At 47.2% G+C, this 24,441-nt stretch carries 20 protein-coding genes and 1 other RNA gene; 16 read left to right on the top strand and 5 right to left on the bottom strand.

Translation table 11 applies throughout. From position 1 onward, the window contains the following. Nucleotides 1-98: 98 nt before the first annotated feature. The 13 genes from hldE to recR all read left to right on the top strand — a co-directional run bounded on the left by hldE (nucleotide 99) and on the right by recR (nucleotide 16,965). A complete protein-coding gene (gene hldE / locus THICY_RS06695; RefSeq protein ID WP_013835860.1) occupies nucleotides 99-1,523 on the top strand; it encodes a bifunctional D-glycero-beta-D-manno-heptose-7-phosphate kinase/D-glycero-beta-D-manno-heptose 1-phosphate adenylyltransferase HldE in 1,425 nt (474 codons plus the stop codon). Beyond that, entirely contained in the window at nucleotides 1,516-2,082 is a 567-nt protein-coding gene (locus THICY_RS06690; RefSeq protein ID WP_013835859.1) for a D-sedoheptulose-7-phosphate isomerase, read from the top strand. The genes hldE and THICY_RS06690 overlap by 8 nt, the downstream gene beginning before the upstream one ends. A gap of 47 nt (nucleotides 2,083-2,129) precedes the next feature. Continuing rightward, the gene (locus THICY_RS06685) at nucleotides 2,130-3,140 is read left to right on the top strand and encodes a glucokinase (protein ID WP_013835858.1); all 1,011 of its coding nucleotides are present in this window, start codon (nucleotides 2,130-2,132) and stop codon (nucleotides 3,138-3,140) included. Nucleotides 3,141-3,176: 36 nt separating this feature from the next. Then, nucleotides 3,177-4,442 (top strand): glucose-1-phosphate adenylyltransferase, encoded by a 1,266-nt coding sequence (gene glgC, locus THICY_RS06680; RefSeq protein ID WP_013835857.1) that lies wholly within the window; start codon nucleotides 3,177-3,179, stop codon nucleotides 4,440-4,442. 66 nt (nucleotides 4,443-4,508) lie between these two features. Beyond that, the gene (locus tag THICY_RS06675) at nucleotides 4,509-6,191 is read left to right on the top strand and encodes a glycoside hydrolase family 57 protein (RefSeq protein ID WP_049778973.1); all 1,683 of its coding nucleotides are present in this window, start codon (nucleotides 4,509-4,511) and stop codon (nucleotides 6,189-6,191) included. Between the two features lie 49 nt (nucleotides 6,192-6,240). Further along, nucleotides 6,241-7,572 carry a 4-alpha-glucanotransferase gene (gene malQ, locus THICY_RS06670; RefSeq protein WP_013835855.1) on the top strand — a complete coding sequence of 444 codons (1,332 nt, stop codon included), beginning with the start codon at nucleotides 6,241-6,243 and terminating at the stop codon, nucleotides 7,570-7,572. Nucleotides 7,573-7,586: 14 nt separating this feature from the next. Continuing rightward, the gene (glgB, locus tag THICY_RS06665) at nucleotides 7,587-9,779 is read left to right on the top strand and encodes a 1,4-alpha-glucan branching protein GlgB (RefSeq protein ID WP_013835854.1); all 2,193 of its coding nucleotides are present in this window, start codon (nucleotides 7,587-7,589) and stop codon (nucleotides 9,777-9,779) included. 5 nt (nucleotides 9,780-9,784) lie between these two features. Further along, nucleotides 9,785-11,281: a glycogen synthase GlgA gene (gene glgA, locus THICY_RS06660; RefSeq protein ID WP_013835853.1), complete on the top strand. Its 1,497-nt coding sequence runs from the start codon at nucleotides 9,785-9,787 to the stop codon at nucleotides 11,279-11,281. Then, entirely contained in the window at nucleotides 11,271-13,769 is a 2,499-nt protein-coding gene (locus THICY_RS06655; RefSeq protein WP_013835852.1) for a glycogen/starch/alpha-glucan phosphorylase, read from the top strand. Before glgA ends, THICY_RS06655 begins: the two co-directional genes overlap by 11 nt. Before the next feature lie 103 nt (nucleotides 13,770-13,872). Then, nucleotides 13,873-13,969: signal recognition particle sRNA small type (gene ffs, locus THICY_RS08550), an RNA gene on the top strand. 127 nt (nucleotides 13,970-14,096) lie between these two features. Next, nucleotides 14,097-15,995 (top strand): DNA polymerase III subunit gamma/tau, encoded by a 1,899-nt coding sequence (gene dnaX / locus THICY_RS08650; RefSeq protein ID WP_013835851.1) that lies wholly within the window; start codon nucleotides 14,097-14,099, stop codon nucleotides 15,993-15,995. A 25-nt stretch (nucleotides 15,996-16,020) separates the two neighbouring features. Then, nucleotides 16,021-16,350, top strand: coding sequence for a YbaB/EbfC family nucleoid-associated protein (locus THICY_RS06645; protein ID WP_013835850.1), 330 nt, complete (start codon nucleotides 16,021-16,023; stop codon nucleotides 16,348-16,350). 12 nt (nucleotides 16,351-16,362) lie between these two features. Further along, nucleotides 16,363-16,965 (top strand): recombination mediator RecR, encoded by a 603-nt coding sequence (gene recR / locus THICY_RS06640; protein ID WP_013835849.1) that lies wholly within the window; start codon nucleotides 16,363-16,365, stop codon nucleotides 16,963-16,965. Here the strand turns inward: recR and argF are convergent. Next, entirely contained in the window at nucleotides 16,962-17,873 is a 912-nt protein-coding gene (argF, locus tag THICY_RS06635; RefSeq protein WP_013835848.1) for an ornithine carbamoyltransferase, read from the bottom strand. The two genes, recR and argF, sit on opposite strands and share 4 nt — an antisense overlap. 7 nt (nucleotides 17,874-17,880) lie before the next feature. After that, entirely contained in the window at nucleotides 17,881-19,053 is a 1,173-nt protein-coding gene (locus tag THICY_RS06630; protein WP_013835847.1) for an aspartate aminotransferase family protein, read from the bottom strand. Nucleotides 19,054-19,298: 245 nt separating this feature from the next. Between THICY_RS06630 and THICY_RS06625 the strand changes: the two genes are divergently transcribed. From THICY_RS06625 to THICY_RS06615, 3 genes are read left to right on the top strand one after another with little or no spacing between them, the layout of a single operon-like run. Further along, nucleotides 19,299-20,228 carry a branched-chain amino acid transaminase gene (locus THICY_RS06625; protein WP_013835846.1) on the top strand — a complete coding sequence of 310 codons (930 nt, stop codon included), beginning with the start codon at nucleotides 19,299-19,301 and terminating at the stop codon, nucleotides 20,226-20,228. An 18-nt stretch (nucleotides 20,229-20,246) separates the two neighbouring features. Next, complete coding sequence (locus THICY_RS06620; RefSeq protein ID WP_013835845.1) at nucleotides 20,247-20,453, top strand: zinc-finger domain-containing protein; 207 nt, start codon at nucleotides 20,247-20,249, stop codon at nucleotides 20,451-20,453. 29 nt (nucleotides 20,454-20,482) lie between these two features. Beyond that, the gene (locus tag THICY_RS06615; protein WP_013835844.1) at nucleotides 20,483-21,352 is read left to right on the top strand and encodes a hypothetical protein; all 870 of its coding nucleotides are present in this window, start codon (nucleotides 20,483-20,485) and stop codon (nucleotides 21,350-21,352) included. On the opposite strand, the gene pnuC is transcribed toward THICY_RS06615, so the two are convergent. Genes pnuC through THICY_RS06600 form a run of 3 tightly spaced genes read right to left on the bottom strand, consistent with a single transcriptional unit; the run spans nucleotide 21,349 to nucleotide 24,380 of the window. Continuing rightward, complete coding sequence (pnuC, locus tag THICY_RS06610; RefSeq protein WP_245534949.1) at nucleotides 21,349-21,999, bottom strand: nicotinamide riboside transporter PnuC; 651 nt, start codon at nucleotides 21,997-21,999, stop codon at nucleotides 21,349-21,351. The two genes, THICY_RS06615 and pnuC, sit on opposite strands and share 4 nt — an antisense overlap. Before the next feature lie 16 nt (nucleotides 22,000-22,015). After that, nucleotides 22,016-22,282, bottom strand: a complete 267-nt coding sequence (locus THICY_RS06605; RefSeq protein WP_013835842.1) for a hypothetical protein — start codon at nucleotides 22,280-22,282, stop codon at nucleotides 22,016-22,018. Between the two features lie 31 nt (nucleotides 22,283-22,313). Continuing rightward, on the bottom strand, nucleotides 22,314-24,380 hold the full coding sequence (locus tag THICY_RS06600) for a TonB-dependent receptor (RefSeq protein WP_013835841.1): 2,067 nt from the start codon (nucleotides 24,378-24,380) through the stop codon (nucleotides 22,314-22,316). Nucleotides 24,381-24,441 lie beyond the last annotated feature (61 nt).

Below are 24,441 nucleotides of genomic sequence, written 5' to 3'. Positions count from 1 at the left end.
GTTGACAGCCAGAATCCTACTGGCTTAGACCATATTTTCATCCATGCGGACTGTAGCGGTTCTAGTGCTTCTGCTATTCGGTAAAACTTTGAATATCTATGACTGAGAATTTTTCCAATGCCAAGGTGTTAGTCGTTGGCGATGTAATGTTAGATCAATATTGGACGGGTAAAGCCGGTCGAATTTCACCTGAGGCGCCGGTGCCGGTGGTGAAGGTGAGCGCTGATGAATACCGTGCCGGTGGTGCCGCTAACGTGGCTTTGAATATTGCTACCTTAGGTGCGCAGGTGCATTTGCTAGGGATTGTTGGCCAAGATCGCTCTGGTGAACAGTTGCAACAGGTGTTGGCAGAACATCATGTGGCCGCTGATTGGGTCTATTGCCAAAGTGGCACGATTTGCAAACTTCGCGTGCTGAGTCACCATCAACAACTGATTCGCATGGATTTTGAGCAACCTGTGCCGACCGATTCTGCGCAAGCTTTAGCCAAGTTGGTTGCTGTAAAACTCGCTGGATTCGACTTGTTGGTTATTTCCGATTATGCCAAGGGTGCCTTAGTTGAGGTGGCGCAGATGATTGGCGCCGCTCGTGCTTTAAACATTCCGGTTTTAGTTGATCCGAAAGGACTGGATTTTGAGCGCTATCGCGGTGCCACGCTGATTAAGCCCAATCAAAGTGAGTTTGAGTTAATTGTTGGAGCCTGCCACGATGATCAGTCCCTCATTGCAAAAGCGCAAGACTTAGTGGCGCAGTTGGATTTGCAAGCACTGTTAGTGACCCGTTCCGAGCATGGTATGGCGTTAATCAGTCATCAAGCGAATCCCTATTTATTATCGTCTGAAGCTCAAGACGTGTTTGATGTGACTGGTGCCGGTGATACGGTGATGGCAACGTTGGCTACTGCGATGGCAGCGGGACTAGCCTGGACTAAAGCGGTGTATTTAGCCAATGCTGCAGCGAGCGTTGTAGTGCGCAAAGTGGGTACTTCATCAGTAAGCCGCGCCGAACTCGATGATTATCTTCAGTTGCGTCATCGTCACCAGGGCTATGTGTCCCCTTCGGAAGCGGATTTAATCGCCTTAATTCAAGCGGCACAAGCGCAGGGCGAGCGTGTGGTTATTACCAATGGCTGTTTTGATATTTTGCATTCTGGTCATGTGCGCTACTTAAATGAAGCGGCGAAATTGGGTGATCGCCTAATTGTTGCGGTTAACAGCGATGCGTCAGTGGCACGTTTAAAGGGGCCAGCTCGTCCTGTTGTGCCGTTAGCCAGTCGCATGGAACTGTTAGCGGCACTCAGTTGTGTGGATTGGGTAGTACCTTTTGAAGAGGATACGCCGGAGCGACTGATCTGTGCCTTACAGCCGGATGTGTTAGTTAAAGGTGGCGATTATAGTCCGGAGCAGATTGCCGGCGCGAAGTGTGTATTTGCACGTGGTGGTCAAGTTGAGGTGTTATCCTTTTGGGACGGCTTTTCCACTAGCGATATCGTGACGCGAATTAAAGGGGCGGAACATGGTTGATTTTGCCAGTGTTGAGCGCGCGCATCAGCAGGCGATAGCATCGGTGTTTAGCCAGTCGGCGACAGTGGGTGCGGTGACCGATGCGATGATTCACGCACTTAATAGCGGTCACAAGGTGTTATGGTGTGGCAACGGTGGCAGTGCGGCAGAAGCCCAGCATATGTCCGCCGAGTTGATGGTGCGTTATGTGGTTAATCGTCGCCCGTTAGCTTCAATAGCATTAACAACAGATACTTCATTGTTAACCGCGCACTCCAATGATTTTGATTTCGCTTCGGTGTTTTCACGCCAAATAGCCGCATTGGGACAAGCGGGTGATATGCTGGTCGCTATTTCAACATCCGGCCACAGCGTCAATGTGTTGCAAGCACTACAACAAGCGAAGCAGCAAGGTTTGGTTACTTTTGCCTTAACCGGCCAGGGACCGAATCCGTTAGCAGGGCAAGCGGATTTCGCAATTTGTGTTGATTCGACTACAACAGCACGTATTCAAGAGGCCCATACTCTGGTGAACCATCTGATTTGTGAAGGCTTAGATCTCGCATTTAATCACAACTAATCGGGCATTTCTTGTAAGCCCGATTGCTTGAAATAGAGGGCTTATTTATGCAACAAACCATTTTGATAGCGGATATTGGCGGCACGAATAGTCGCTTTCAAATTTGGCAGCGTGACCGGTTTCCAGCGGGTCAAGATGACAAACAGGACTGGTTGTGTGTGTCAGATCAGCGCTACGCAAGTGAGGCATATGAGACATTTGATGCCTTGCTCGATCAGGTGGTTGCCTCAGCGAATGCCACAAACTTTCAAGCCGTGGTGATTGGCGCAGCAGGTCCGGTCAAAGCGGGGCAGGTTCAGTTTACAAATCTTAATTGGTTTATTTCAGAAGCCACTCTTCAAAAGCGATTTCTTCAGGCACAGGTTGCACTGCTTAATGATTTTACGATTGCGGCTTATGCATTGGATTCGCTGACCAGTAAAGACAGTCAGATTATTTATTCACCCTTGTCTCATCAGACTAATGACTTGCGACTTTTAGTAGGCGCGGGTACGGGATTAGGGGTCGCGTTATTGCGTGGTTATGGAACAGAGTTATCGGTGGTGGCGACGGAAGCTGGTCACATCGATTTTGCGCCGATTACCAAACAAGATAGCCAGTTGCAGGCCTGGTTAATGCAATCTTGGACTCATGTCTCATTTGAGCGTTTAGTGTCCGGAGATGGGTTGGTGGCTATTTATCAGTTTTTATCCCAGCAATCGGCCTTTGCGTCAGCGCATGGACCTTCAGCACCGACTATTGCAAGTTTAGCGGATACGGGTGATAACATTGCAATTGAGGCCATCAGGCTTTTTTGGGGTTATTACGGTCAATTTATTGGTAATATGGCATTATGTTGGCCGGCTTTTGGCGGCATATATATCGCTGGTGGCATGGCACCAAAACTTGTAAGATGGATGGAAGTGCCAGCGTTTTTAACACGCTTACAGCAAAAAGGTCGCATGCAGCCGATTGTTGAGAATTGTGCCTTGCATCTTGTTAAAGCACTGGATTTAGGCTTGCTGGGTGCCCGCAACTATGCCAGCCATCAACTCCATGATCAGCCAACCTATCTATAACAATTAAGCAATACTGTGACATCGCACGAGGATACTATGAAAAATTATATAGAAACAAAAAGCAGTAACGATTTGACTCGCAAAACGCTGGCGTTGGTGTTAGCTGGAGGCGAAGGAAGTCGTCTTAAAAACCTTACAGAATGGCGCGCAAAACCGGCGGTGCCATTTGGCGGTAAGTATCGGATTATCGATTTTGTTTTGTCGAATTGTGTTAATTCTGGGATTCGTAAAATTGGCGTGTTAACCCAATATAAGTCGCACTCTTTGATTCGCCATGTGCAGCGCGCGTGGAGCTTTATGCGCTATGAAGTCGGTGAGTTTGTTGAACTCTTACCGGCTCAACAACGTATTGATAAGGAATGGTACAAAGGAACCGCCGATGCGCTTTATCAGAACTTAGACATTGTAAGACGTCATACGCCTGAGTATGTGATGGTGTTAGGTGGCGATCATATTTACTCGATGGATTATTCCAAAATGCTCTATACCCATGCCCAATCTGGTGCGGATGTGACCATTGGTTGTATCGAGGTGCCGCGCATGGAGGCCACGGGTTTTGGCGTGATGTCGGTCAATAAAGATTTTAAAATTACCAAGTTCACTGAAAAGCCAGCAAATCCAGAGGCGATGCCAGGCAAGCCAGAAAAGGCGCTGGCATCGATGGGTATTTATATCTTTTCGACGGAATTTTTATTTCAAAAGCTCATCGAAGACCATGACAATCCCAACTCTTCAAATGATTTTGGTAAGGACATTATTCCATCAATTATCAATGAATATAACGTACAAGCTTATCCGTTTGTTGATGATAAAGATGAGCCAGCCTATTGGCGTGATGTTGGAACCCTTGAGTCTTATTGGCAAGCCAGTTTAGATTTGTGTTCCATTACGCCAGAACTGAATTTATATAATCGCGATTGGCCGATATGGACCTATCAGGCACAAATGCCACCGGCAAAATTTGCCTTTGATGATGAGGGTCGCCGAGGGCAAGCAATTGACTCAATGATTTCTGCGGGTTGTATTTTGTCAGGTGCTAAGGTCAAGCGCTCTGTTATTTCCAGTGGTTGTTTTTTACACAGCTATACCATGATTAAAGATTCGGTTTTGTTGCCGCGCGTAGAAGTCGGTCGTAATTGCCGAATCCAAAATGCCATTATTGACAAAGGTTGCTATATTCCGGAAGGCACGGTTATTGGCGAAGATCCTGTTGAGGATGCGAAACGTTTTTATGTGGATGAAAAAGGTTTGGTGTTGGTGACGCCAAAAATGTTAGGACAAACCCTGCATTTCACCCGTTAGTGCAGGCAACGTGAGGGTTATAAGGTGAGTGACTTGCCCAAAATAAAGGTGGTGTTATGTTGGCACATGCACCAACCACATTATCGTGATGGACTTGATGGGCAATATCGGTTGCCCTGGGTTTATTTGCATGCCATTAAGGATTACACGGATATGGCGGCGTTGCTGGAGGCTAATCCAGCGGCACGGGTTGTGGTTAATTTTGCGCCAGTTTTATTAGAGCAGCTAGATGATTATGCCGAACAGTTAAGGTACTGGCGTGATGGCCAGCATCTTATGCAAGATTGCATGTTAAATTTGCTGGCAGGGGCAAAACCTATTCCCTCGGGTGTTAATGGTCGGCTTGAGCTTGTACGCGCTTGCAGGCGCGCTTATGCACCGACGATGATTGATACCTTGCCTGCGTTTGCGCGTTTGTTGCATTTGCTCGAGGGACTAACGGAAGACTCGCCGATTTACCGAGAAAAAATGGCCTATCTTAATGACGGGTATTTTCGTGATTTATTAGTTTGGTATCACTTGGCTTGGATGGGTGCGAGTTTGCGAGATAGCGATGCCCGTGTGAAGAGTTTAATGGCAAAAGAACGGGGCTATGATCAACGTGATCAAGCCGATTTAATCGATGTTATATATGAAGCCATTGCCGGTATCATCCCACGTTATAAATCCTTGTGGGAAAAAGGTCAAATTGAGCTATCCATGACACCCTATGGTCACCCCATTGTGCCATTATTAATTGATTTTAAAAGCTTAGAAGAGGCGATGCCGGATGCGCCTAAGCCGCAAGCTAGTCATTATCCCGATGGGTATGCGCGTGCCAAGTGGCATCTTGAACATGGCTTAAAGGTGTTTGAATCGCATTTTGGCCATCAACCCAAAGGCGTGTGGTTATCTGAAGGAGCGGTTAGCGAAGCCGCTGTTGGTTTATTGGATGAAATGGACTTTGCTTGGACGGCTTCGGGCGAAGGGGTGTGGCGTCACTCATGTGAGCGTTCGCAAATTAATCCGCATGATCTAGCGTGCAAAAGAGCACTCTACCAGCCGATGCAGCAAGGCTCTAAAAACTGCAAAATTTTCTTTCGTGATGATGGCTTGTCGGATTTTATCGGTTTTCAATATAAAGATTGGCAGGCGCAGGATGCCGCACAAGATTTTGCCCAACATATGGCTAACATAGCCAATTTTTTAGGCGCTCAGGCCAGCGAGCATGTGGTCAGTGTGATTTTGGATGGTGAGAACGCATGGGAGTACTATCCAAACAATGCCCAAGATTTCTTAACCCAACTGTATGCCGAACTGGCGAAGCATCCGCAAGTGGAGTTAACAACCTTCTCAAGTGCGCTCGCGAATGGGGCTAAAGCGCGCCATTTACCCATTCTCAAAGCCGGTAGCTGGGTTTATGGTTCTTTTTCGACTTGGATGGGCGACCCGGATAAAAACCGCGGTTGGGATTTATTGGTTCATGCTAAGCAAGCCTATGATAAACAAGTCGATGCGGGTGCTCTGGACGCATCTGCCTTGCAAGCAGCAACCCAACAGTTAGCTGTGTGTGAGGGGTCGGATTGGTTTTGGTGGTTTGGCGATTACAATCCCGCAGGCAGTGTCAGTGATTTTGACCATCTTTATCGTCGTCATTTAACCCGCTTGTATCAATTATTAAACTTAACCCCGCCCGATGAATTGGAGATACCTTTATCCAAAGGCGGAGGTAATGCGGAAAACGCTGGCACAATGCGCCGCAATATTTAGAGAAGATCATTGTGCTGTAATTGGCTACTGTGCCAAAGTGAGGCTGAGTATGACACCACGTGCAGGGTTATTATTGCATCCAACATCATTACCGAGCGGTGTGATAGATACTGATGTAGAACGATTAATTGATTGGGTGGCAGATTCAGGTTTAGGTATTTGGCAAATGTTGCCGCTGACACCCCCTCATGACGATCTATCTCCTTATCAAAGTTTATCGGCTTTTGCGATGAACCCGGCGTTATTGCCGGGGGCATGGCAACAACAATTTGTCGAAGCCGATTTTCAAGCCTATTTACAGTCACCACCGGCATGGCTAGAAGATTTTGCGTTGTTCTGTGTCTTAAAATCCATGCATAACCAGGCCTCCTGGTCTGATTGGCCTGATCCTTACAAATATAGGGATAGCGCTGCTTTAGCCGCATTTACTGATGCGCATCAGCCTGCAATGATGACGATAAAGCGACAACAGTTTGCCTTATCGCAACGCTGGCAAGCGATTAAGGAGTATGCCAATGCTAAGCAAATCGAACTCTTTGGCGATCTGCCGATTTTTGTTGCGTTTGATAGTGCCGACGTCTGGGCGCACCCGCAAGAATTTTTGCTTGACGAGTATTTGCAACCGAGCTTTGTAACCGGTGTGCCGCCGGATTATTTTTCTGAGACAGGCCAGCGCTGGGGTAATCCGCATTACAATTGGCCGTATATGCAACAGACTGGCTTTCAGTGGTGGTTGGATCGCATGGGGCAAAGTTTTGCCCTATTTGATTTAGTCCGTATTGATCATTTCCGCGGCTTAGAAGCAAGTTGGTACATTCCAGCCAGTGAGCCAACAGCCATGAATGGCGAGTGGCGGAATGTGCCTGGCGAGACGTTATTAGCACAAATTATGTCAACCTATCCAGAAGCAACTTTGGTTGCCGAAGACTTGGGGATTATTACACCAGAGGTTGTGGCACTCAAAAAGGCATTTGATTTGCCAGGTATGGCGGTATTGCAATTTGGTTTCAGTGGTTTGCCAGATAACCCGCATGCACCGACCAGCTTAGAGACTAGATCAGTTGTTTACACGGGCACCCATGATAATGATACCAGTCTGGGTTGGTTCAATAGTTTAGCGCCAGATACCCAGCACTGGGTGCGTGGACAATTGCCCGATGGAGGGGATATGCCCTGGCCCCTAATTGCCTGTGCTGTGGCTTCGCCGGCTGAGCGTGTTATAGTGCCCATGCAGGACTGGTTAGGTCTGGGTGCCGAAGCAAGAATGAATACGCCCGGTACCATCGAGCATAATTGGTTGTGGCGTTTTGATTGGAGCGATCTACCTGACGATTTAGCGCCCAGAATTCGCGATTTAGTGGCAGGCCATGGTCGAGTTTAGATAAGGATGTGAATGTGACAGAGTTAAACCCCGCGATACAAGCAGGCCTGGTTAAGTTGCATGAGGGACGTTTGCATGATCCCTTTGAGTTATTAGGTTGGCACCCAGTTGCTGATACTTGGCAATTGCGGGTTTGGTTGCCTACCGCTCTGGAAGTTCGGATAGGTAAGCAGTTGTGTGAGCCGTTGGGCAGTCAGCACAGTGGCTTGTTTGCGTTGACCTATTCACAACAGCAGTATCAGCAGCAGCTTAAACAAACAGCACACCCAATGGTTGAATGGCAAGAAGCTGATGGTCGAAGCCATCAAGGTGCGATGCCCTATACCTTTGCCCCATTACTGGGCGAGTTGGACTTGCATCTGTTTGCGCAAGGCCAGCATTGGCGGATTTATGATCATTTAGGTGCGCATTTAACCGAGGTTGATGGTGTAGCGGGCGTTCGTTTTGCTGTTTGGGCACCAGCGGCCGAGCGTGTCTCGGTTGTGGGTGATTTTAATGGCTGGCATGGTTTACGTCATCCGATGCGTTGTCGCGGCTCCAGTGGTCTTTGGGAATTGTTTATTCCGGGTCTACAGGCACAAGATTGTTATAAATATGAGATTCGTAATGCGCAAACGGGCGCTGTATTTACTAAAACCGATCCCTATGCGCGTGCGATGGAGTTACGGCCGGCTACCGCGTCTTTGGTTGAACAAAGTCATCATCAATGGCAGGACCAGGACTGGTTAAAAGAACGTCAGCAAGATCAGTGGGCGACTAAACCCATTAGTATCTATGAGGTCCATTTGGGATCATGGCAAAAAGACGATCAAGGCCATTTCTTAAATTACCGTGAACTCGCCCATCGCTTAGTGCCTTATGTGCAATGGCTCGGTTTTAGCCATATTGAATTGTTACCGATTACCGAGCATCCTTTTGATGGTTCCTGGGGTTATCAAACCTCAGGCTATTATGCGCCGACAAGTCGCTTTGGCAGTCCCGATGACTTTCGCTATTTTGTGGACTATTGCCATCAACACGGCATTGGGGTGTATTTGGATTGGGTGCCAGCGCATTTTCCAAAAGACAGTTTTGCCTTGGCGCGTTTTGATGGCACTGCTCTATATGAGCACGAGGATCCACGTTTAGGTGAGCACCGAGATTGGGGCACTTATATTTTTAATTACAGTCGTAATGAGGTGCGTAATTTTCTGATTGCTAACGCGCTTTACTGGTTAGATGAATTTCATCTTGATGGTTTACGAGTGGATGCGGTTGCTTCGATGCTCTATTTGGATTATTCGCGCAATGAAGACGAGTGGATTCCTAATGAGTACGGTGGTCGCGAGAACTTGGCCGCAATTGCGTTTATGCAACAATTGAATGCGGAAGTCCATTCTCAGCATCCGGGCACGGTGGTGATGGCGGAAGAATCGACCTCCTGGCCGATGGTATCGCGTCCGACTTGGATGGGTGGCTTAGGCTTTTCGATGAAATGGAATATGGGTTGGATGAATGATACTTTGGATTATTTTGCCAAAGATCCGATTTATCGACCCTATCACCATAATCAGCTGACCTTTAGTCAGGTCTATGCCTATACCGAGAACTTTATTTTGCCGATTTCTCATGATGAGGTGGTGCACTTAAAAGGCTCTTTGTTAACCAAAATGCCAGGTGATCATTGGCAAAAGTTTGCCAATTTACGCTTGCTATTAGGCTATCAATGGTTACAGCCCGGTAAAAAATTGCTGTTTATGGGCTGTGAGTTTGCACCTTGGGACGAATGGACGGAAACCCAGAGTTTGCCTTGGTATTTAGAGCATCAACCGGCGCATCGTGGTGTGCAGTTGCTAATGAAGGCTTTGAATGAACTGTATCGGCAAACCTATGCACTGCATGAAAGAGACTTTGAGCAGCAAGGCTTTGCCTGGTTAGATTGCCATGATTATGAGCAGTCGGTGATTAGTTTTGAACGCCATAGTGCGCAGGGTAGTGTCGTTGTGATATTTAATTTTACTCCGGTACTGCGTAATCATTATCGAATTGGCTTGTCACACCATGGTGTTTATCGCGAAATCCTAAACTCCGATTCCAATTTGTTTGGTGGCAGTAATCAAGGAAATTTAGGTCAGGTGTGCAGTGAACTCCAACCCTGGATGGATCGTCCGGCATCGGCTGAGATTGTGTTACCGCCTTTAGGCTTTATCGTTTTACAACAGGAATAATTAAGTTGCCAAAGAAACAACGCATTTTATTTGCAAGCTCAGAAGTATACCCCTTAATAAAAACCGGTGGCTTAGCCGATGTTTCCGGTGGTTTGCCTTCGGCGCTGGTGGCATTAGGTCAAAATGTACGAGTGATTATGCCAGCTTATCAGCAGGTTATGGATCATCTCAATAAAGTCAGTGTACTCAGTCAGTTTGAAGTCGGGGCCTGTGGACGAACACTAAGGGTTCGAGTCCTGCAAGCGAAAGTCGAAGGTTTGAATGCCCCCGTTTGGCTGATTGATATTCCCGAACTCTTTAACCGTCCGGGTAATCCATATTTAGCTCCCGATGGGGCTGATTGGTGGGACAACGGCGAACGCTTTGGGGTGTTTTCCAAAGCCGTTGTTGAAGTTGCGATGAATCGCGCAGGCTTAAAGTGGCAAGCGGATGTGGTTCATGCTAATGATTGGCAAACAGGCCTGGTGCCAGCACTGCTCACCTTGGAGAGCACGCCGCCCCGCACAGTATTTACTGTGCACAACATGGCGTATGCCGGCTTATTTCCGAAAAGTTTTTTTGATGCCATGTGGCTACCTTGGAGTTGGTGGCAGCCAGATGGTGTTGAGTTTTATGGTTATATGTCGATGCTGAAAGCTGGCATTCGATATGCCGATTGGGTGACTACCGTTAGCCCAACCTATGCACAGGAAATGTGTTATCCCGAGTTTGCTTATGGCTTAGAAGGGGTGTTACAGCAGCGCAGTGAACAAGGTCGATTATTAGGCATTTTAAATGGCATTGATGACCACGAATGGAACCCGGCGACTGATAAATATATTTCTTATAACTATTCAGTTAAAAAAGGGCGGGTGAGTGCAAAAGCACAAAACAAAGTCTTATTACTAACGCTACTGGGGCATCCGACACCTGAGGCCATGGCTAAAGTCCCTTTAATTGGCCTGGTGGGTCGATTGGTCGATCAAAAGGGTATCGATTTAGTGGTCGATCAGTTGCCACTGTGGCTTGAAAAGCATGCGATGATGTTGGTAGTGGTTGGGACCGGTATGCCCCATTACGAGCAGGCATTATTAGAATTAGCGCAGCGCTTTCCAGACCGCTTGTTTGTGCATTTGGGCTATTCCGAAACTTTGGCGCATCAGGTAGAAGCGGGTGCCGATATGTTTTTAATGCCGTCACGTTTTGAACCCTGTGGCCTTAATCAAATGTATAGTCTGGCCTATGGTACGCCGCCGATTGTGCATCATACTGGTGGCTTAGCCGATACCGTAGTGAATGCAAGCGCCGCGCATATTGCCGATAAAACCGCCAACGGATTTGTGTTTTATGATCCAAATCCGCATGCGCTGACCGCCGCGATGGAACATGCTATTGAACTTTATAATAAGCCAAAAACTTGGCAACAAATTCAAAAAACGGGGATGAATCGCGCGTCTGGTTGGCAGACCAGCGCGCAGGCTTATTTAAATCTATACCTTCAGGAGTTATCACATGTTCACTAAAACAAACAAAGCCCCCGTAAAAGCTAAAAAAAGTGCGGCTAAAAAACCGGCTTTGCCCAATGATAAGACGGGCTTAGAACAGGCATTTTTGCACTACTTAGAGAATAACTTGGGGCGTGATCTTCCCTCAAACCCCGAATACCAGTTGAGCGCACTTGCGTATGTCGTGCGTGATCGTTTAATGCAAAACTGGAAAAAAACCTGGCAAACCTATAACGAAAATCCGACCAAGCGTGCCTATTACTTGTCGATGGAATTTCTGATGGGGCGCTCATTGCGCAACAACTTGCTCAACCTTGGCCTAGATCATCCTGTTAAAGAGGCATTGGATGATTTGGGATTAGCCTATGAAGAAATCGAGCAGCAAGAAATTGATGCCGGCTTAGGCAATGGCGGTCTGGGACGTCTAGCGGCTTGTTTTGTAGATAGTTGTGCCACCTTGGGCTTACCGGTGATGGGTTATGGTTTGCGTTACGAATACGGTATGTTTCGTCAAATGATTGAGCAGGGTTTTCAAATTGAGGCGCCTGATCATTGGCTAGGACATGGTGATTATCCATGGGAATCACAGCGTCGTGAATACGCGCGAATCATTAAATTTGGTGGCTGTTGCCACAGTCATGAAGATTCATCAGGTCATCTTAAGGTGCATTGGGAAGGCTATGAAGAAATTTTAGCCGTTCCCTTTGATGTGCCGGTACCAGGCTATAAAAACCAGGTGGTTAATTCGTTGCGCTTGTGGCATGCAGAGGCGCCCGATGCGTTTAAGTTAAGTGCGTTTAATGCCGGCTCCTATTTTGAAGCGGTGGCTGAAAAACAAGCGGCTGAAAATCTAACGATGGTGCTTTATCCAAACGATTCGAGTGAAAACGGTAAAGAGTTGCGTCTGCGCCAACAGTATTTTTTGGTGTCGGCTAGTTTGCAAGATGTGGTTGCACAGTGGTGCCGAACAAAGGGTCATGATTTCACCGACTTTGCTAAGTTTAATGTGTTTCAACTGAATGATACGCACCCTAGTTTAGCGGTCGCAGAATTAATGCGCTTGCTGGTTGATGAGCATCATCTTCCTTGGGACCAGGCCTGGTCGATTACCACTCAAACCATGGCTTACACCAACCACACGCTACTGCCAGAAGCACTGGAAAAATGGTCGCGGCATTTAATGGCACGTTTATTGCCTCGTCCGTTACAAATTATCGAAGAGATTAATCGCCGTTTTCTTATTGAGGTGGCTTGCAAGTGGCCAGGTCGTGCCGACAAAATTCGTGAGTTATCGCTATTTGACGAGCATGGCATGGTGCGCATGGCGTATTTGGCGATTGTGGGAAGCTTCTCCGTTAATGGCGTTGCCGCGCTTCATTCTGAACTGCTTAAAGAAGGTTTGTTTAATGACTTTTATCAGCTTTGGCCCCACAAGTTTAATAACAAAACCAATGGCGTTACCCAGCGTCGCTGGTTAGCGGCCTGTAATCCGGGTTTGCGTCATTTAATTACCGACACCCTGGGTAATGAAGACTGGATTACCGACCTAAGTCGGCTCGCTGCACTTGAAAAGCAGGTAGGCAATAAAGCCTTCGAGCAGGCCTGGTTTGATATTAAACAGGCGAACAAGCAGCGTTTGGCCGATTTAATCGCCCGAGAAGTGGGTGTGCAAGTGAGTACCGATGCCATATTCGATGTGCAGGTGAAGCGGATTCATGAATACAAGCGCCAGTTACTGAATGCCCTGCATGCGATTCATTTGTATCGTCAAATTAAGTTAGGCAACACGGCAAATTGGACCAATCGAGTGATTATTTTTGGTGGCAAAGCTGCGCCGGGTTATGCGATGGCAAAAACCATTATTAAACTCATCAATAACATTGCGATGATGGTTAACAACGACCCCGAGATTGGCGATAAATTGAAAGTGGTGTTTATTCCAAACTACCGTGTATCGACGATGGAAGTGATTTGCCCGGCGGCCGATGTGTCCGAGCAGATTTCGACAGCTGGTAAAGAAGCATCTGGTACCGGTAATATGAAGTTTATGATGAATGGTGCGATTACGATTGGTACGTTGGATGGCGCGAATGTCGAAATCCGTGAGTCAGTCGGTGATGATAACTTCTTCTTGTTTGGTTTACGTGCGCATGAGGTGCAAGCCAAGTTAGGCGAGTATTATCCGCAAAGCTACATAGATGCGGATGCCGATTTACAAGGCGTAGTTGATCTCTTACGCTCTGGCCATTTTAATCCGTTAGAGCCCGGTTTATTTGATGACGTGATTGCCAGCTTTATGGCACCGCATGATCCTTGGATGACCTTGGCGGATTTCCGTAGTTATGTTGCTGCGCAAGAGCAAGTGGCCCAGGCTTATAAGAATCAGCAGGCCTGGGTGAAAATGAGTATCGTCAATTCTGCGCGCAGTGGTATGTTCTCGACGGACCGTACCATGCAACAATATAACGATGAAATTTGGCATTTAACCCCAGTGAACGTCAGCTAGGTCATATTCGATTGCATTGGACAAGAGGTTAACTTCTGCTACAATGGCGCGCAAGTTAGGCAACTAACTGTGCGCCTCTTGGCGTATTTCATTATGGTAGTGCTGTTCGTCCCCTCGCGACGCTAAACTGGGAACCCCGCCAGGTCCGGAAGGAAGCAACGGTACCAGTGGCTGCGGGTGCCGAGGTCAGGCGGATGGTGCTGCCACCCCTAATATTCATCTTTAATACTTCTACGCAAATCTCTCGATGATTTTTCTTGTGTTCTTTTGCCAGTCTTTCAACTGAGCATGCTAGAATTCTATTATTCTTAAAACATAGAGTATGGCATGACCTATCAGGTACTGGCGCGAAAATGGCGACCAAAAAACTTTAGCGAACTTGTTGGGCAAACCCATGTAATGCAAGCGCTCAGTAATGCACTGGAGCAGCAGCGGGTTCACCATGCCTATTTGTTTACCGGGACCCGCGGGGTCGGTAAAACCACGATTGCACGTATTTTTTCAAAAGCACTGAATTGTGAACAGGGGCCCTCGGCACATCCCTGTGGTCAGTGCTCGGCGTGTTTAGCGATTGACCAAGGTCGTTTTGTCGATTTGATTGAAGTCGATGCCGCATCTCGAACCAAAGTCGAAGACACTCGTGAGATTTTGGATAATGTTCAGTACGCACCCACACAAGGGCGGTTTAAGGTTTACCTGATAGACGAAGTGCATATGCTTTCAAAAAGCAGTTTTAATGCTTTGTTAAAAACGCTTGAAGAACCGCCGCCTCACGTTAAGTTTTTGTTAGCGACTACAGAACCTCACAAGCTGCCTATTACGGTGCTATCACGTTGTTTACAGTTCAATTTATTGCGTTTAACCACGGTTCAGCTTGAACAACATCTGGCGATGATCTTAACGGCTGAAGCGCTGGCATTTGAGCCAGGAGGGCTGGCGTTAATTGCGAAGGCAGCGGACGGTTCAGCGCGTGATGCACTGAGTCTGCTGGATCAGGCGATTGCGTATTGCGCAGGAAATATTACCCAAGCGGCTGTTCAGACCATGTTGGGCTTGGTCAGCCCGCAACAGGTGCAAGCGGTTTTAACGACACTGCAGTCGGGACAATCTCCTGCTTTAAAGGCATTGCTACTGGACTTGGCCGCTACAGGCGTGGATTATATGGCTCTGCTAAATCAGTTATTAGCGAGCTTTCATCAGTTGGCACAAACGCAGTTTTTGGGCGAAGCCTTGGATAGTGGAGATTTAACCAGCGCGCAGTTACAGGAATGGTCTGCGGCAATCGACCCCGCTAGGTTGCAGGTCTGGTATCAGATAGGTTTGCGGGCTCAGCAGGATATTCGCTTAGCTCCCGATGTGCGCATGGGCTTTGAAATGATGCTGATGAGGATGTTTGCATTTAAACCGAGCGATGGCTCGTCACGTCCAGCTATTTCTAATAGTGCCGCTAGCGTTACCAATGCGCCCAGTATCGACACTGTCATGTCATCGAATCCGGTAGCTACACAGCCACCGTTAGTGCCCGCAGCTGCGGAAGCGTCAGCGCCAGTTCAACAGCATCAGGTGCGAGAGACTCCCCCTTCTTTAGAGCTAGATGCCTTTCCCGCATTGAAAGCACGAGTAGCTAGGGTGCAAAAACGTCAAAACGCCTCGCCTGAACTTAATAGCGAGTCCGTTACAACGGTGCAAGAACAGCAACCGGCTGTTCCAGAACCAACGATTCCAGAACTCGTTCCACCGCCTTTGGCTGAACCAGCTCCGACGGAAGTCGCCTCGATTGAACCCATGCTGACTGAATCAAGCATTGAACAGACCGCAGCTGCAGGTGTCGGTTTGCCAGTGGCTGACTTGGACAGTTGGATCGCGATGATTGATCAATTACAGCCAACCGGCATGGCTTTAGCTTTGGCTCAGCAAGCCTGTTGGGTCAAACGCGAGGAGCAGGCCTGGTGGCTGGCCTTAGATTCGATGCAGTTACAAGCGAATAATGAGGTTGCTTGGCAAAACTTACAAAAGTTGGTCTGGGAAAAAATAAGTCCAGATATTACATTGCACAAGCTAAGCGAACCTTTAACGGGATTAACGCCTGCTCAGGCGATGAAGGATCAAAAACAACAACAAGAACAGCTGTGGATGGAAGCACTAGAGCAATCCACCGTTCTGGCCAATATTGAAGCGCAATTGGGAATGACCCGATTACACAATAGCCTGAAAGTATCTTATTAAATTAATTAACTAAGAAGGAAGTGTTATGTTTGGTGGAAAAGCTGGTATAGGTAATTTGATGAAGCAAGCGCAAGAGATGCAAAAGAACATGGAAAAAGCGCAAGCAGAAATCGCACAAATGGAAATTGTTGGTGAAGCGGGCGGTGGTTTGGTGAAAGTCACCATGACCGGTAAGCATGAGTTGGTTGCGGTCAATATTGATGAATCTTTGATGGATGACCGAGAAATGTTAGAAGATTTGGTTGCAGCAGCCGTAAATTCGGCAGTGCGTCGTGTCGAAGAAACTACGCAAGAAAAAATGGGCGGTTTAACCCAGGGGTTGAATCTGCCTGGTGGCATGAAGTTGCCTTTTTAAGCGCAATTGACTGTGCACTACTCGCCGCTGATTCAGAATCTTATTGATAGCCTTCGTGGTTTGCCGGGTGTTGGCCCTAAGTCCGCTCAGCGGATGGCGCTGTACTTGTTAGAGAGGAACCCTGAGGCGGCCAAGCGTTTGGAAGAGAGTTTGGGGCAAGCGCGAGAAAAGGTCGGGCGCTGTCAGTCCTGTCGTACCCTTACCGAAGAACCGATTTGCCAGCTGTGTCGTTCTGAGCGACGAATTCGACACCAGCTGTGTGTTGTTGAATCCCCGAGTGATTTAATCTCGATTGAACAAACGGGTGTTTATCAGGGCTTGTATTTTGTGTTGATGGGGCACTTATCGCCGATTGATGGCATTGGCCCCAAAGAGTTGGGTCTGGAGCAATTAAGTGAGCGTTTAGCTGAGGGCGGAGTGACCGAGCTTATTTTGGCTACTAATCCAACCTTAGAAGGCCGTACCACAGCTGATTATATTGCGCAGTTAGCTAATAAACAGGGTGTTCAGGTGAGTATGTTGGCACAAGGATTGCCAATGGGTGGCGAGCTAGAATATGTCGATAGTGCGACCCTATCATTTGCATTTAGTGGTCGCAAATCGTTTGAAAACTAAGAATTAGACGACATCAGGGTTTCAAGTAAAGCTTTTTGGGCATGAAGACGGTTCTCGGCTTCTTGCCAAACAATACTTTGCGGTCCATCAATCACTTCGGCGGTGACTTCTTCGCCGCGATGTGCGGGTAAGCAGTGCATAAATAACGCATAACTATCGGCACGCTCCATAATGGCTTGGGTGACGCGATAGCGTGACAATGCCTGTTTACGCAAGCGTTGCTCATCTTCTTGGCCCATGCTAGCCCATACGTCGGTAACTATTAAGTCGGCGTTTTCAGCCGCATCCATCGGATCGCGGATAATCTCTACTCGGTCTTTCGCCATCTCAAGTAAATCAGCACGTGGCTCGAACCCTTTTGGACAAGAAATACGTAATTTGAAGTCATAGAGCTGTGCGGCATTAATATAAGATTGGCACATATTATTACCATCACCAATCCATACGACGGTTTTGCCTTTAATAGAGCCGCGTGCTTCATAAAATGTTTGCATATCTGCAAGCAGTTGGCAGGGATGAAAGTCGTCCGTTAAAGCATTAATTACTGGCACTGAAGAATATTCCGCCATGGTTTCAACAATGCTATGCTCGAAGGTTCTAACCATAATGCCGTCAACCATGCTTGAAATCACCCGTGCGCTATCTTCAATCGGTTCACCGCGACCTAACTGGGTGTCACGCGGTGATAAGAAAAGCGCGTGACCGCCTAGTTGGGTCATGCCCACTTCAAATGAGATGCGTGTTCGCGTGGATGATTTTTCAAAAATCATGGCCAATGTTTTGTTTTTCAGCGGCTCATGAATGTCGCCCGCTTGTTGCATCGCCTTCAGCTCAATGCCGCGCAATAATAAAGCGTTTAATTGTTCGGCATTGAAGCTTTTAAGCGTTAAGAAGTGTTGAATATTCATAGAAAATTTATTGAGTTAAAAAAGCCTTAATCAGTCTAGTCAGGCCGTTTACAAGTTGTTCGGATTGCGCATGGGTCATCACAAAAGTGGGTAGCAAGCGCACGGTGTCACCCCGTGTGACGTTTATCAGGAGTTTGTCGGCTAACGCCATTTTTACCAAATCACCACAAGGGCGATCGAGTTGAATGCCAATCATATAGCCTTTGCCACGAATATCGACCACGCCTGGAATGTTGGCTAAAGCCGTTTTAAAGGCGGCTAAAAGTTCAGCACCTTGTTTAGCAACGAGGTCGATATAGTTATGGTATTCGAGGGTTTCGATAACCGCTAAGCCGGCAGCACAGGCTAGGGGGTTGCCACCAAAAGTTGTACCGTGATTGCCTGGCGCAAATAGTTCAGCGGCTTTGCCGCGAGCAAGGCTGGCACCTATCGGTACACCATTGCCTAAAGCTTTTGCTAGGCTTAGTACATCAGGCAAAATACCTTCATGTTGGAAGGCAAACCATTTACCGGTACGCCCAATGCCGGCTTGGATTTCGTCGATCATCAATAACAAGTCGTGTTCATCACACAGCGCGCGTAAGGCTTTTAGGTAGCCAGGCTTAGGCACATGAACGCCACCTTCACCCTGCACTGGCTCAACCAAAATGGCGACCACATTTGGATTATTCGCTATTGCGTTTGCAACCGCTTCAACATTATCGAAGGGTACGCGCACAAAACCTTCCACTAATGGATAAAAGCCATCATGAACCTTTGCGCTACCCGTTGCGCTGAGCGTCGCGAGGGTGCGACCATGGAAACTATTTTCCATCACAATAATTTGCGCGTGGCTTATACCTTTACTATGGCCATACTTTCGGGCCATTTTAATAGCCGCTTCATTGGCTTCGGCACCGGAGTTGCCAAAAAAGACTTTGTCCATGCCACTAATCGCAACCAACTTGTCGCCAAGCTGTTGTTGTTTAGCAACATGATATAGATTTGAGGTATGAATTAGGGTTTTACTTTGTTCACACAGGGCTTGAGCGATTGCTGGATGGGCATGCCCTAAACTACAAACAGCAATACCACTCACGGCATCAAGGTACGCGTTATCCTGCTCATCGTATAGCAGGGCACCTTCGCCATAGTGGAACGTTACCGGTAAACGCCCATAGGTATTCATCAAGCTGCTCATGTAAAACCCCTCACAGGTTAAGACGCTATTCAAAATGCTGAAACAAAAAAGAGCAATCCAAACATGCCTATGGATTGCCCTTTCCCAAAATCCAATTTGATTTTAGCGAAATTGTATGAAAATTCAAGTAATTGACTGGTTTAGTATAAAATAAGTTAGCTGAGCAAGCTAGGATTTATCGACAGCTTGCGCTAGAATAATTTCCTTTTTTTAATGAATTGAATGATAAGTAGGAGCTCAGTTGCATGCAAACTATGTCTGATCGCGATGGCCTAATCTGGAAGGATGGCGAAATGGTCCCTTGGCGCGAAGCCAACACCCATGTTCTGACCCATACGTTGCATTATGGCATGGGCGTCTTTGAAGGTGTGCGTGCCTATGATGCCGATGGTGGAACGGCGATTTTCCGGCTAGAAGCGCATACTGATCGTTTGTTTAATTCAGCCAAAATTATGAATATGCCGATGCCGTTTGATAAAGAGACTTTAAATGCGGCTCAGCGTGCCGCTGTCCGTGAAAACGGTTTGAAGTCTGCCTATATCCGTCCGATGGTTTATTATGGTTCAGAAGGTATGGGCTTACGTGCCGATAACCTCAAAACTCACGTGATTATTGCGGCGTGGGAGTGGGGTGCTTATATGGGTGAAGAAAATCTGACCAAAGGGATTAAGGTTGCAACCTCGTCTTATACGCGCCATCACCCTAATATCACCATGACTAAAGCTAAAGCCAACGGCGCTTATATGAATTCTATGTTAGCGTTACAGGAAGCCATCGCGCATGGTTGTCACGAAGCACTCTTGTTAGATAGTCATGGCTTTGTCGCTGAGGGCAGTGGTGAAAACTTTTTTATGATTAAAGATGGTGTTATCTACACCCCTGACTTATCGGCCGCATTAGATGGTATTACGCGTAAAACGGTGTTTCAAATTGCCAAGGAATTGGGTTACCAAGTGGTTGAGAAACGTATTACGCGTGATGAAGTCTATATTGCCGATGAAGCCTTTTTTACCGGTACTGCCGCTGAAGTTACCCCTATTCGTGAATTGGATAACCGCCCTATTGGCTGTGGTTCGCGTGGACCGATTACCGCAAAAATTCAGGCCATGTATTTTGATATAGTGCACGGTCGTTCTGCTGCGCACGAAGCTTGGTTGAGTCGTGTTACTAAATAAGCTAGCTAAGGAGTTTTTATGAGTCAGCAACAATCCTGTTCGCAGCGTCAAGTTGAAGTCACTTATGACGATTTACCGCTTTATTGCCCTATGCCGGATGAAACCGCTTGGGACGCACACCCTAAAGTTTTTTTGCCAATTGAAGAAACTGGCTTTGCCAAATGTCCCTATTGCGGCACTGAATATGTGTTAAAAGATTGGGATCCGTCACGAAAAGGTCATTAATACTATTATCGCCAGCGCGTTGGACCAAATTGGCACAGGCGTTGGCGTTTCCCTTGCCCCATCCGGCTATTGATTCACCTATTCAGCAGGTGTATTGGTCTCCTTCTGTTTACCCTGATGCTAGTCATCAACTTATTTATATCAAAACCGCAACGATCGCTTACTATTTAAAGTGGCCAAAAAAGCAGGTAAAGAGCCACATATTTTGGCGCTTGAGCCAGGCCTGGTTTCAACTTGATATTCACTCAAATTATCAATTTTCGATGGCGTCAGCCGATATCTGGTTGCAACTGAGTTCGGCTTCATCCTTGCACTGGGTACGACCAGTGGCGGTTGAATACTATGTGTTAAGTCGAGCGGTAGCGAATGAAGGGATTCCAACGTATTTATCCGATTCGGCACTCATAAGATTGCGAGATCATTTTCGGGCGATGCAGTCGTTTTCATCTGCCAAGTTTGGTCCTTTAGTTAACCCAGTATGTGACATGAACGGCTGGTTGCAGCGACTAGAGCAAGGATTTCAATTAACTAAAGTCCCCAGTCAGCTGGTGCAATCCGCACTTGCGCAAGCGAAAGAATGCCCGGAAACAAAGGCCGTGCCGCTTATGTTAGATTGGCGTTGGGATCAGTTAGCATGGCAAGCAGGCCTGCCCGATACGATTATTGATTTAGATGCTTGGGTTTGGGCGCCTGAAACGTTAAGTTGGGTAATGTTAGAGTATTTATTGGCTGGACAATCGGATGAGGAGGTATCACGCTGGGTCGTTGATTTGCAGGTCAATCAACATCAATTGGACGCATGGCGACAGGCATATCGTTTGCTATTATTTGCGATGAATTGGCAGGGCGAAACTAACCTGGATGCCTGGTTAGCCGCCCCAAAGCGGTTTAAAGCCTAGGTAGTTTGCGCGCGAAAGCGCAGTTGCCATTTAATCATACCGTACCAAGCTAAGCCCATGTAGGCGACAAACATCATCGCGGTGAGCGGGTAGCCGGTTTGCCAATAGAGTGCTACGGCGAAGGTATTAATCACAATCCAATAAAACCAGCTTTCTAACACTTTACGTGCCATTAAAAAGGTGGTCATCATCGAAAATACCATCACACCGGCGTCTAAATACGGCATTTGACTCGCTTCGAAGAGTGTCAGTAAGCCGCCAAAACTGAAGGTCAGTAACACGCCTAAGCTAATCCATAGCGCATGACGCCCGAGTCCCCAGGTATGAATCGCTAAGGGTTTAATGTCGGTATTAGTGGCGGCGGCTTCGCGACTGGGTTGTACCTGCCATAGCCACCAACCGTAAGCCGCCATGCCCATGTAAAAAAGGTTTAGCGCCGATTGCATGGGCAAATTGCCTTCCCAGAAGATCACCATATAAATGGCGGTACTCACAAACGCCGCTGGCCAAGCCCAGACGATTTCACGAGCGGCCATAAGCACATAAGCGAGACCGAGGGCTACCGCAATGGCTTCCCAAATGGAAAAGTGTTGTAGTTGTATGGCAAAAAGATTAGCCAGTTGTCCATCCATAATGTGTGCTTCCATGTGAATGTTGCAGATGTTAGAGGGCGTCGTGCGTTTTAGGCGCACGATTTTGACCGACAAGTTTCAACACAAAAATCGACTCGGGATGGAGCTCAATTGCGCGTGCCATTTCGTCAGTCATGAGTCCCATAATGTGATGAAAATCACCAAATAATTGAGTACTCAGGGTGTTGCGCACCACGGTGACACGTGGATCAGTTTCAAGTTGGTTAATAAATGCCAAAATGGGCATTGAGTACTCTTTTTTTAAAGGGTATAAGCTAATGTCGAGCGATATTTGCATAGCAATCCTTTGATATGGTGTAAATTCAACCCTAAAAACGCAAACGGGTGGTTATGCCCAATTGTCTGGGGTCGCCGAGGCGAACGTAGCGTTTGTTATTGTCGCCAAAATCATGGTCGAAGAAATAACCGCGGGTGGCATAGCGTTCGTCAGTGAGGTTTTTGGCCCAAGCATAGACTTCAAAGGCGCCGGTTTCATAACCTATGCGGCTATTGACCAGTAGATAGGCACCGGAGCGTTCATTATGCACGTTATCAAAATAAAACGCATCCATGCCTTGCAGTTCTAAACGAGCAAACCAACCATCACCTTGGCGATATTGCCCGCCAAATAAGTACTGGTAATTAGGCGCATGCGCGGCTTCACGACCGTTTACTGCAAAATCGGCCGCTTTTGGAGTACCAGAGATTTCGGTTTTTAACAGACCGAGATGGGCAAACAAATCCAGTCTTGGATGGGCTTGCCAGTCTAACTGAGTTTCTAGCCCATAGTGTCTAGCAGAATCAAAGTTTTCTGTGAAAAATACAAAAGAATTACCAATCAGGTCATAACCATCAAACTGCGGATTTTGCCGATCCATATAGAATAGCGTCGTTGTGGTTTGTAGTCGCCCATAATTGGAACGCAAGCCAATTTCATAGTTGTATAGGGTTTCGGTATTAAAACGTTGAGGAGCATCTTCGTTGCTTAAGCCAGTATTAAAGCCGCCGGCTTTGTAACCTCTTGATAGACCAGCAAAGGCAGTATGACGATCGTTATAATTATGGCTGTAGTTTATGGAGCCACCCCAAAGTGTTTCAGTTGGCTTAAAACTGTCATTAGCGGAATTTTTAAAATTCTGTTTGATGTTTTCTATGCGTAAACCAAAGGTTATGGTGCTCATATCAGTGAAGTAGTAATCGACTTGACCAAAGGTGGCAAATCGATTTATTTCATAATCGGTGTCAGTTAGACCATCATAGGTGTAGAAAGTATCGTTCTGTTCCAATAATCTCGAAGCATAAAGCCCTGACAACCAATCAACTGAGTTATTAAGTATTTTTTCTGAAGAAGTCCAGCGAAGTTCTTGTGAATAATGGGTTCGCTGTTTCTGGTTTTGATAAACAGCATCAGGGTTCTCAGTCCAATCGTCATCATAACTGTAAAGCATTTCTGAGTCAGCAATACTTGTCGTGGACGTCAGCTGATAATTCGAGTTACCGGTCCAAGTCACTTTAAACGCACCGGCTAGGGTTTTTTGGGTGTCACGCCCGGGTTCATCGGATCGGGTGGTGAAACTATTATCGCGTGAAAAGGCATCATAGCCATTATTCAGGTTGGCATAGAGCAGGTTTAAATCAAATTGGGTGTCGCTATTGGCCCACCAGCGTAAGGCACCCCGCGCTTGCGTTTCATCACGGCCATTGGTGTCGGTGCGATTCAGGGTTTTATTAGTCCGAAAGCCATCGCTGTCATGTTTAAACAAACTAAAGCGGTAGAGCGGGGTCAGTTCACCGCGATCAATACCGGTTAAAGCGCCACTATTGGCCAGCCCAATTTCCCGCAAACGATCACTGCCTAGGGTGGTTTCTAACAGGGTTTCGCCAGCGGTGGTGGGTTCATTAGATTGAATGTTGACCAGGCCTGCTATGGCGCTAGCACCATAGCGGGTACTCTGTGGGCCGCGCAGAATCTCCACCTGTTTGACATCAAATAAACTGCCGGCCATACCAATGCCGCTTAAATCAATGCCATCAATCGCAAAGCCGACACTGGGGTTGGGCGCACCGGTATATTCATCGCGCTCGCCCATGCCGCGAATTTGCAGGTGGCGCGGGCGCGACGACTGCCCTGAAAAATTAACGTTCGGGGTTTGTAATAATACATCGCCAAAATGGGTGGCGCCACGGTCTTGCAGTTCGACCTCATCCAGAATGGTGGCACTGGCGGTTAAGGCTTGTTGCTCCACTTGACGTAAATCGGCATTGACCGTAATTGGGGCTAGGGTCGCAGTGGCGTTATCCGCATGACTTGTTGGGGTGATTAGCAGGCCTGGTAAGCTGCTTAATAGGGCAAGATGGAGTGGTTTCATTTTAAAACGAGCGGTGTTGTTTAACATGGTGTTTCCTTTTTATCGCCAGATGTATAAGTCAATGGTTTAAAAAGGACAGGGAACATCG

Source organism: Thiomicrospira cyclica ALM1 (assembly GCF_000214825.1).
In the GTDB taxonomy this organism is placed as follows: domain Bacteria; phylum Pseudomonadota; class Gammaproteobacteria; order Thiomicrospirales; family Thiomicrospiraceae; genus Thiomicrospira; species Thiomicrospira cyclica.
This window is presented reverse-complemented; position numbering and strand designations above follow the sequence as displayed.